An 8844-nucleotide genomic window follows, 5' to 3' on the forward strand; every position below is an offset into this window, starting at 1 on the left:
ACGTCGCCGTCGGGAAATCTGCCGAACCAATATCACCGCCGCCACCGTCGAGGAAATGTAGAAAACTGTGTTGGAAAGACAGGAACAGTACCGGAAAAGACAGGAAAAAAAGCCTAGGCGTAACAAGCAGCAAAACGAATTTATATTATTGAATTGTAAGAGCTCTTACTGGATTCGTCCGGTAGGGGCTTTCTTATTTCTAGCTCAATGAAATAAAGGAGTTTCTATGAACCAAGCCAAAAACAGCAGGAAGAATGCAGGAGTTGATACATCTAAAGCCACGCCAGAAGGCAATCCATTCTCTACCATTCTCGAAACAGGTGAAGCACCCAAACTAGGAGCAAAGGCCCAAGGAAAAATCCTCTATGAAATTGCTCAACATAATGAGGACAAGCAGCTCTATTTTCGAATTGCCGGACAAAGTGGCGGGGCAGGATTGCATTCAAAACACTGGGTTCCACTTAACGAACTATTCCAGTTGATCGAATCTCAAGGCGATAACCCGTGGAAAAGTCAGGTCTATAAATCCCTATATCCTTCAGGTTCAGCCAATAACCAAGGTTTTTGCGCCTCAATAGTTAGAGACTTAGGTCTAGCCCAAAAGTCCGAATCATCAATTTATCTTCACGTACTAGGCGACGAATACCAACAGCTAAAAGCAGAGCTGTTAGCGCTCGCAGACAAGAAAACAAAATAACCCTTTCATTTATCGTCGTTGACGTCGTACCGACGACACCGACAGTAATCACTATCAAATTCTTCAATCAGTTAATCTAATAAGGAAATGTAGTAATGAAAAAACTACTAATCAGTGCGTTAGTTCTAGCTAGCTTTGGTGCATCAGCAGGTCTATTTAGTTCGGATACAGATGATGCCATCGAGACAATTAAAGAAGGTAGCCCAGATGGTTGCCCTTACGTAATAGGGGACATGATCGACTCAGCATTCACCAATGAAACTTGGAAATCAGGTAAAACCAAATCGGGTCGAATCTTCGTGGATATTGAAGGTGATGTGAATTTCCGCAATCAAGAGCAGAAAGCATTTATGCAATTCGAAGTTGATGGGGATGAGTTCTGGCTCAATACATTGAAGCTAAATAACCAGTACCAAAATCAGATGATGACTCGTAGCTTCGCAAATCATCTATGCGATTCAGTTAAGTAAGCTGGGTTATTAAATCGTTAAGGGTGATATCGAGAGGTATTGCCCTTTTGTACATCCCAGAAGGAGCAAACATGCAAAGCAAAACCTTTTCACAATCATCATCCCAATCCAAAAAGAACACAGGTATTCGTGCGGCTAAAGTCGGAGCTGCTATTGGGGCTAGGTATGGTCCATATGGGGTATTAATCGGTGGTATAGCTGGCTTCGTAATTGGTGTTGTCGCCGACGAGGTTATAGATGATTGACGGGCAAGCTAGGTGAGCAGGGGATAACCTCTGCTTTTTTGTTGTCGCCGACGTCGATTCACAATGCGTCGACGACGATACAACATTAAAGCTTTCAGTATCGTTACGGTATCATTGTTTTTTTGGATAAATCTGAAGAACAATGAGTAAAGCTAGACAGCCATTTACGATAGATTGCAAAGATAAAGACTTACAAGTATTTGAGCTAAATATCGTAGAACATCATCCGGAGCTTAAACAGCTAAAAATAGGAGGAAAATTAAGCTACGAACATCCTCAATTCCATGAGCTTTCTATAAAGGTCAACGATATGCCCGGAAATAGTAAGCCCTATTGTATTTTTGCTATGAACCTTTTTGGGTTGGATGACATTGAAGAGTACTACTGGGAGTGTCAAACATTACTGGAAAGACCTATTTCTCAGTTAGTTAAGAATGACTCGTTAGAGTTGAGCGTAAGAGCCGAGATGCATCGAATTATGCATACGATAGAGTTTCGACACCCATACAATAATGAAGTCACATTGATGGCTCGTGAGCTTGTCGAATTGGTTGAGCATTGTTGTTATGCATGGGACAACTGGTTGTGTACTGTGTTGAAAGCACAAATAGGAAATGAAGAGGCGATGTTCACTCCAGAGCTTCTTACCGAAATTCTTGATAAATGTTCTTATGTTGCAGACCAATTGGTTTTACTATCGAAGCTACCTGTAATGAATACAGGTGCATTCGAAGAGTTTCGTCCTAATCAAAAATACGCCTTACTAGCCAAATCCTTATTGCAGCTCTATCAAGACACAATTGTAAGCCATGTGCAGTGTTTAGTTGATGACCTGCAATCAGAGCTACTCACTACTATGGGATATGAGAAGTTATTGAGGATAGATACTAAGCGATATGTGGATATGGTGCTCTACTACGAGCTCTCTGAGCGGGCAGCAGAATTAGAAATGGAGCATACGGGTATCAAGTATGAACGAGAAGTGGAATTAAAAAGTCCCAATGTGTTTATCTATACTCGTCTACATGGTGGTTACAAAGCTAGCGATATCAGAGCAACGTATCGCTGGTTATTTATTAAAGCGTGGCTATATTCATGGTTAAAGGTTAATGCAGTGTCTGCCAATAAAGCAGCAGAAGAAATGGCAAAAAATGATCGCTTCTTTTATCTGGATAAAGTGAGTAGGAAAGTGGGGAAGGATGGTGTAGTTGAGTCTGATGATGAATGCTATGCCAGAAGACAGAAGCAACTCAATTCAGAGTTTAGTAAGTGGAAGAAGTATGATGGACCATTTGCTTATATATCAGATAGTTTGTTCAGTAAAATTAGGAATGCATACGAGAAATCACAACAGTCAAAGTAGCGTGAGTTAGATGCCCAAAGAGAAGCGAAAGCTTCTCTTTTTTTATGCCTGTAGCTTTTACAAGCACTTTGGAAATTATCTTCGTGGGGGAGCTGGTTAAATGTATTTCGTGGTTAGGAAAGAAGGTTCCAACGATAAGTTTGGCTATTGCAAGTACTTTGGAAATTCAAGTCTACGACATTGCTGTTTAATGCAAACCAACGAGACGGAACGCCTTCTCGATGCTCTTTAACAATCTGGAAAGTAACGCTCTACGATTTTTGAATGTTGATTTAGCAACTTAATGGGTAGCTGAATGGCTGCCTATTGCGATGCTGAATTAAACCGCATCAATTATCTATTGATAACTTAGGAGAGAATGAAATGAGTCTATTTGAAAAACTAAATGCACAGGCTGAAAAAGTAGCTAACTTCAAAGCGCAGATTCCTAGTAACGCATTGTCAAACATGATGCCGTCAGATGGTGTTCCATTTATGACAAAGTCTGAAGTACAAAAAATGCTAACGATTGAGCGATACGATGACGAGACAGGATATAAGTATACATATTATGTAGATGCCGACATTGCGCAGTCCTTACCAAAAAAAGAAGTATCTCAAAAGGTACTTCATGTTCTGCAAACGACAAAAAATGAGATTCGCTTAGTTCTATTGAGTGATAATCCATCAAATTCTTGGAACCGCAGCAAGCTAGACGTGGTGAAGGCGAGTGCTGAGGGGAAGGTTATCTCCGTAAAACGTAACAAAGAGGCTGGTGTCTATAGTTACTCGGTTGAGCATGATATTGCCCCATTCGATGTTGATATGTCTCTTGTAGCGAAAGCTTTTGATGAAACGTTTGGTGGAGAGTATCACATCGATTCCCTAGAACATCCTGTAGCTCAAGCGTTGTTGGAAAATAAAGGTGAGTTCGTTGACGTTGTCGACGGAGATACTGAACAAAAGCAAGCGAGTAATGACGACGCCGACGCTGAAAGAGTGAAAGATCCTTCCGAAGATGGAATTTTCTCTGACGACCCAGAGCCGTTAGAAGAATTGGAAGAAATTGAAATTGAAGATGAGATTGACCTTGATGATTTGGATTTCGATGATATTGCAGCATGAGTCGCAATCGCACGTTATGGTCTCGGACCACATACCTATGCGCTGAATAAACAGTTACTTGCTCACTCAGCGCAAGGTTACTTACCTGACCATATTGTACAAGAGGTTAAATCTGTTTCGAGCTTGCCACCTTTGGATGTTCAACGTCGTATTACGCGGCATATAGAGCATCTAAAAAGCAGAGAAGCGATTAGAGTAAATCGTACTGCAATGCTTAAGCGAATTGGTTCGTACTCACAGAAAAAATCGGGTACAAGCCAATTCGTAGCTAAGCAATATCAAGGAATTGTTAAAGCATTAAACACAGATTCTACCGGACATTGGTATCGTCCAGTCGTCTCGGCTTTTCATACTAAAACAGGTCGTGATCATGCTCTTGGTTCTTCTCTGAACCAAGTTCCTAAGCAGTACTGGAAGTCTGTACTAAGCCCACCTAAAGGCAGTGTTTATGCCCTTTTAGATTACCAGCAACAAGAGCCTATGATTGCTGCTTATTTTGCGCAATGTCAGGTGCTCATGAATTGGTACCAAAAGGGGGACATATACAAAAATATCGTTCAGTTAGTTGGAGGCCAATTTAGCCGTGACCAGTGTAAGCAAATGCTCATTGGGCGCTTATATGGTATCGGTTATCGGACACTCGCTGAAAAGCTGGGTATTGCCTTGAGTCGATTTAGAGCCCTGTCTAATGAGCTATCTCGTCTTATTTACCCAATTGACCGCTATCTCACTAAATCTGCCGATGTTATTCGGAATCAAGGCTTCGCTCGTTCCTTAGATTGGAAATACACCATTTCGGATTTGGACGGGCAACTCTCGCTAACTAATTGGAATATTCAAGCAACAGGTGCCGACATTATGCGCCGAGCCTGTCTACGTCTTGATGATGCCAACATTCCACTTCTACTCACCAACCACGATTCGTTCTTGGTGAGGTTAGAACAAGCACAATTTCAAAACCAATTGGATGCGGCAACTCAGGCACTCGCCGACGCCGCCGCCGATGTTCTAAATGGTTTTCGTTTAAAAGTGGCAGTTGAAATGACGCTGCCATCCCAAGAAAAATAGTATTAAAGGAGATTTTTACAATGGCTGATAAAAATGCATTCGCAGAGTTCTTAGAACAGTTTACCCCTAGCGTAGTTAAGCAGGACGAGTCACGTACACCATATTTGATTGAGCATACCGGAGAGTCTAAGCAAGCTATCCCATTGGCTTCTGATAAGGGAGAGCAGATGCTGCGTAAGTTCGCTAAGCGAGTAGAACTAAGATTGGTTGGTAAAAACGTGAAAGATGCATTCGAGGAAGTCAAAGCTATCGCATGGGAGCATGAGCAGCCGTTGATTAAACCTCAAATTCGATATGGTATGGCTCCGGGATCTGAAACAGTGACCATTGACCTCTCGAACGGTCAGATTGCTCAACTTAGTGCTCAAGGTGTTGAAGTGTTGGATACAATGCCCGCTAGTAATGAGAATCTCTATTTTCAGCGACCGAGCTTTCAGTTACCAATGGTTACGCCTAAGCTGCCATGTGACGACACCAAGTCAGCCTTGGCAAAGCTGAGAAAGTTCATTAATACGGACACGAATACTTTCTTCTTGCTGGTCGCTTACATGACTTACTTAATGGCACATCCTAAGGCGAAAGGTGTCCCTTACCCTATCTTGATGATTCAAGGTGAAAAGGGGGCGGGAAAAAGCTTCTTCTGTAATAACGTGCTTCGTGGCTTGTTAGATCCTAGCGCTGTCTCAGCGATGGCTTTTCCTAAGCAAAGTGACTTTGTTCTGACCATCAACGGCATGTCGCTAGTTGTTATTGATAACCTTAGAAGCCTAACTAAGCGTCAAAGTGATTTGCTTTGTACCGTAGCTACCAAGGGAACCATGACGAAGCGAACATTGTACAAGACAGCAGAAGTGACGATGCTAGAGCTACATAGCCCACTAGTATTAAATGGTATTCATGATTTTGTTAAAGAATCCGACTTAGCTTCCCGTTGCCTCCGAGTCAACTTGGAACCGATGAAGAAAGGTGATCGACGTCCTGAACAAGAGCTGAAAGCAGAGTTAGAAGCATCAATGCCAGAGATATTCGGTGCCTTACTGACTCTTGCATCCAAAGCGTTGGCGGTATTGCCTGATGTTGAGGTGATGCACGAAGCGCGAATGATGGACTACGCCAAATGGATCGGAGCGCTAGAAAAAATCTGGAAACTTCCAGAGGGTAAGCTGCAAAAAGTGTACGAGAAGAATGTAGAGTCGCTGATGGCGTCGGGCATGGCAGATGATAGTCTAACTATTGCTTTTACGGCATTGCTTAAGAAAGCTGGAGGTAAGCCGTGGAAGGGCAAGCCTTCCGAGCTTCTGAATAAGCTTCAAGAGTTTGAAGAAAGCATGTACCTACCTAAAGGTGCAGCGGCGTTGTCAGCAAAGATTAAGGGGCAAGAATCGAGCTTGAATGCGAATGGCATCTACTTCAAGTTTGGACGAGATGCAGAGCGTTACATTATGGTTTCAGATAAACCTTTGATTTAATCAACACATCCGGTATCGGTGGCTTTGGTCATCGGTGTCGGATTTTTTTGTTTTAGTGCCGCCGTCGACGGTTGGTGATAGACGTCGACGACGACAATTGATAATTGTTAGATGTGGAACATTTGTCATTCCCTTATTGAAAATATGGCCTTATGAGCTAAGTTTTATATTGGTTTTTATTACTGATATTGAGGATAGTATGGCTAGGTATTATGTGAACAAGAATCAACAAGCTAATGGCGACCATGAAGTGCATAAGCAAGGTTGCTCTTACATGCCACTGGAACATAACAGAACGTATCTTGGTGAGTTTGCTAGTTGTGGGCCTGCAGTTGCTGCAGCGAAGAAAACCTATTCAAAAGCCAATGGGTGTTATTACTGCTCGGAAGCTTGCCATACGGGGTAGGAGCTTCCTAGGGTAGCAAGAATAGAGGGATCTGTACTTTGATCCCTCTGCGTAAATGTGTCGCTAGTTAACCACTTTTAGAGTTGGTTGAGAGGTGTTACTACTGGAAAGAGTAGTTTTCCCATTGTTGACTTTTGATACAACAGCCTTAAACAGAAAAAATGGATTGTTAAATGTTAAGGCTGAAAGCTCATCTTGAGGTAGCTTCAACTCATTGAGTACTTCGTTCCGAGATATATTTTTTTCTCTCAATTTATTGAAAATCTTTTGAAATACTAAAGACGTTTCCCTGCTCTCTAGACCCTCCGGTTCTGATTTTCTTCCATAAGAGTTTGATAGTTCGATATTTAATTGACGATAATGCCACTCGGATGACAAACCTAAGTCAAAAGTTCTTCGTATTAGAGCCGCTAATGATACTTTCCAATGCTTCTTCAACTTCAATAGTTGGTTTAGAGAAGGATATGAAGGTATTTTCGCAAGAATACTTCCTTTCGGCATTAGAAATGCTGACGCAAATCGATCTGCTTGTTCCTCGGCTTGGCGTCCGTTGTTGGATGCATGTTTGTGCAACACTAGATGACCCAGTTCATGGGCAGCATCGAAACGACTGCGTTCTGGAGTTTTCATAGTATTCAGAAAAACGAAAGGCTTCTCGTCTAACCAAAATGAGAATGCATCTACTTCGACACAATTCTCTGTCAACGAAAAGACGCGTACACCTTTAGATTCCAAAAGGTGAATCATGTTGGAAATAGACAGTTCACCTAAGCCCCAATGTTCACGTAGAAGTTGTGCGGCACTTTCAGGATCTGCGAAATCTTCACTGCTGCAATCTAAAACATCATGTTGCTTTAAATTGAATCGACTTTCTAACCAGGTATTAAACTCAACTGCCAGCGTTCCGGCACTAAGAGCTGCGTCTCTTTTGGACGCACTAAGCTTCGTCATAGCTCGGAAGCTTACGCCTTCTTTTACGATTTGCTCAGGATTATCCGCGTAGAAAAATTCAACAGGGTAATTGAGAATATCTGCTATACGACTCACCAAGGTTGAGTCAGTTGTGTCCAGAAGACCCTTATTTTCATATGTTGAAAGAGTTCTCGTAGTAATCCCTGTTAGTTCGGCTAACGCCTTTTTTGTATATCCTCTTCTTTCTCTAGCAATTTTTAGTCTTAATGAGTTAAACATTGTCGTTACTTACTTCTTCGATATCAAAGTCAATTTCATCATTGAAATCGACTTGTGAATCAACGATTTCTTCGTTGTCCATGTCAATAATTATACGGTTTTCAAGATCAAATCCTGTCACGTAACCTCTCTTATTGTAGGATACAGGTCTCGCCAGTTCAGCGGTAAGCTTATTGTTATTTTTGTCAAAATTATGGAGAAGGAACCAAACATCACAATTTAATTTGTTTTTGGTATTTGACTCAGGAAGCGTTTCTGGGAACAAGTCATAGTTGAGAGTTTCTTCGAACTTAAGTGCTAAAAGATCAAGAGTAAAGTCGCCTTTGTCTGTAATGGATTGCGGGAAACCTGCTGGGTTTCCAGTCTGCTCACAAGCACTACAAAGGTAGATTGCAATTTTTTCTTCTTTATTGATCGTAAGCTCTACATTACGAATGGATTCTCTAACATATCCGTGTGGTTTTAGTAGTTCGCGGAGAGCGCGGATAGTATCACCATAAAAATACTGACCACCACTGGTGACAGGGTTGTTTTCAGTCATTCTTTTTCTAGCGCTTAAACCTCGTTGCAATGCTTCCTTAATATGTGGAAGATTAGAAACTAAGTGAGCTCGCTGGGGATCTTCGATTTGATTACTTTTTTCTGTCTGGGCGTTATTGGTTAGTGCTGAGTTCATTTTGTCATCCTCAATTCTATTTCCTATATTCTAACCTCGATCGAGATTGAAAAACAAGAAATGAAAGAAAATCCTGTCTTTCCACCCAAACTTAACCCCATTTCCTCGTCGGCGTCGTCGTACTAATCACACTCAATAATTCCCGTCGTCGATGC

General features: G+C 41.8%; 10 protein-coding genes. 8 read left to right on the top strand and 2 right to left on the bottom strand.

The features are described from left to right. Positions 1-226: 226 nt before the first annotated feature. From R7P36_RS24605 to R7P36_RS24640, 8 genes are all read left to right on the top strand, one after another. Positions 227-697 (top strand): hypothetical protein, encoded by a 471-nt coding sequence (locus R7P36_RS24605; protein ID WP_062730757.1) that lies wholly within the window; start codon positions 227-229, stop codon positions 695-697. A gap of 95 nt (positions 698-792) precedes the next feature. Next, on the top strand, positions 793-1167 hold the full coding sequence (locus R7P36_RS24610) for a hypothetical protein (RefSeq protein WP_062730756.1): 375 nt from the start codon (positions 793-795) through the stop codon (positions 1165-1167). Between the two features lie 71 nt (positions 1168-1238). Continuing rightward, the gene (locus R7P36_RS24615) at positions 1239-1412 is read left to right on the top strand and encodes a hypothetical protein (RefSeq protein ID WP_180766487.1); all 174 of its coding nucleotides are present in this window, start codon (positions 1239-1241) and stop codon (positions 1410-1412) included. 142 nt (positions 1413-1554) lie between these two features. Beyond that, complete coding sequence (locus tag R7P36_RS24620; protein ID WP_062730755.1) at positions 1555-2775, top strand: hypothetical protein; 1221 nt, start codon at positions 1555-1557, stop codon at positions 2773-2775. A gap of 363 nt (positions 2776-3138) precedes the next feature. Next, positions 3139-3879 carry a hypothetical protein gene (locus R7P36_RS24625; protein WP_318099430.1) on the top strand — a complete coding sequence of 247 codons (741 nt, stop codon included), beginning with the start codon at positions 3139-3141 and terminating at the stop codon, positions 3877-3879. Positions 3880-4011: 132 nt separating this feature from the next. After that, a complete protein-coding gene (locus tag R7P36_RS24630) occupies positions 4012-4947 on the top strand; it encodes a DNA polymerase (RefSeq protein ID WP_318099429.1) in 936 nt (311 codons plus the stop codon). 20 nt (positions 4948-4967) lie between these two features. Further along, a complete protein-coding gene (locus tag R7P36_RS24635) occupies positions 4968-6416 on the top strand; it encodes an ATP-binding protein (protein ID WP_140061499.1) in 1449 nt (482 codons plus the stop codon). Between the two features lie 199 nt (positions 6417-6615). Further along, positions 6616-6822: a hypothetical protein gene (locus R7P36_RS24640; protein ID WP_000135356.1), complete on the top strand. Its 207-nt coding sequence runs from the start codon at positions 6616-6618 to the stop codon at positions 6820-6822. A gap of 63 nt (positions 6823-6885) precedes the next feature. Here R7P36_RS24640 and R7P36_RS24645 read toward each other — a convergent pair whose 3' ends face one another. Both R7P36_RS24645 and R7P36_RS24650 read right to left on the bottom strand, forming a co-directional pair. Beyond that, positions 6886-8013 carry an XRE family transcriptional regulator gene (locus R7P36_RS24645; RefSeq protein WP_318099428.1) on the bottom strand — a complete coding sequence of 376 codons (1128 nt, stop codon included), beginning with the start codon at positions 8011-8013 and terminating at the stop codon, positions 6886-6888. Continuing rightward, on the bottom strand, positions 8006-8689 hold the full coding sequence (locus R7P36_RS24650; protein WP_250159090.1) for a hypothetical protein: 684 nt from the start codon (positions 8687-8689) through the stop codon (positions 8006-8008). The genes R7P36_RS24645 and R7P36_RS24650 overlap by 8 nt, the downstream gene beginning before the upstream one ends. Positions 8690-8844 lie beyond the last annotated feature (155 nt).

The sequence above is a fragment of the Vibrio sp. 397 genome (genome assembly GCF_033339395.1).
In the GTDB taxonomy this organism is placed as follows: Bacteria; Pseudomonadota; Gammaproteobacteria; order Enterobacterales; family Vibrionaceae; genus Vibrio; species Vibrio alginolyticus.

Excerpts from the sequence above, each read along its gene's own strand:
- R7P36_RS24605 (WP_062730757.1), top strand. The coding sequence starts at position 227 with ATGAACCAAGCCAAAAACAGCAGGAAGAATGCAGGAGTTGATACATCT.
- R7P36_RS24610 (WP_062730756.1), top strand. The coding sequence starts at position 793 with ATGAAAAAACTACTAATCAGTGCGTTAGTTCTAGCTAGCTTTGGTGCA.
- R7P36_RS24615 (WP_180766487.1), top strand. The coding sequence starts at position 1,239 with ATGCAAAGCAAAACCTTTTCACAATCATCATCCCAATCCAAAAAGAAC.
- R7P36_RS24620 (WP_062730755.1), top strand. The coding sequence starts at position 1,555 with ATGAGTAAAGCTAGACAGCCATTTACGATAGATTGCAAAGATAAAGAC.
- R7P36_RS24625 (WP_318099430.1), top strand. The coding sequence starts at position 3,139 with ATGAGTCTATTTGAAAAACTAAATGCACAGGCTGAAAAAGTAGCTAAC.
- R7P36_RS24635 (WP_140061499.1), top strand. The coding sequence starts at position 4,968 with ATGGCTGATAAAAATGCATTCGCAGAGTTCTTAGAACAGTTTACCCCT.
- R7P36_RS24640 (WP_000135356.1), top strand. The coding sequence starts at position 6,616 with ATGGCTAGGTATTATGTGAACAAGAATCAACAAGCTAATGGCGACCAT.
- R7P36_RS24645 (WP_318099428.1), bottom strand. The coding sequence starts at position 8,013 with ATGTTTAACTCATTAAGACTAAAAATTGCTAGAGAAAGAAGAGGATAT.
- R7P36_RS24650 (WP_250159090.1), bottom strand. The coding sequence starts at position 8,689 with ATGAACTCAGCACTAACCAATAACGCCCAGACAGAAAAAAGTAATCAA.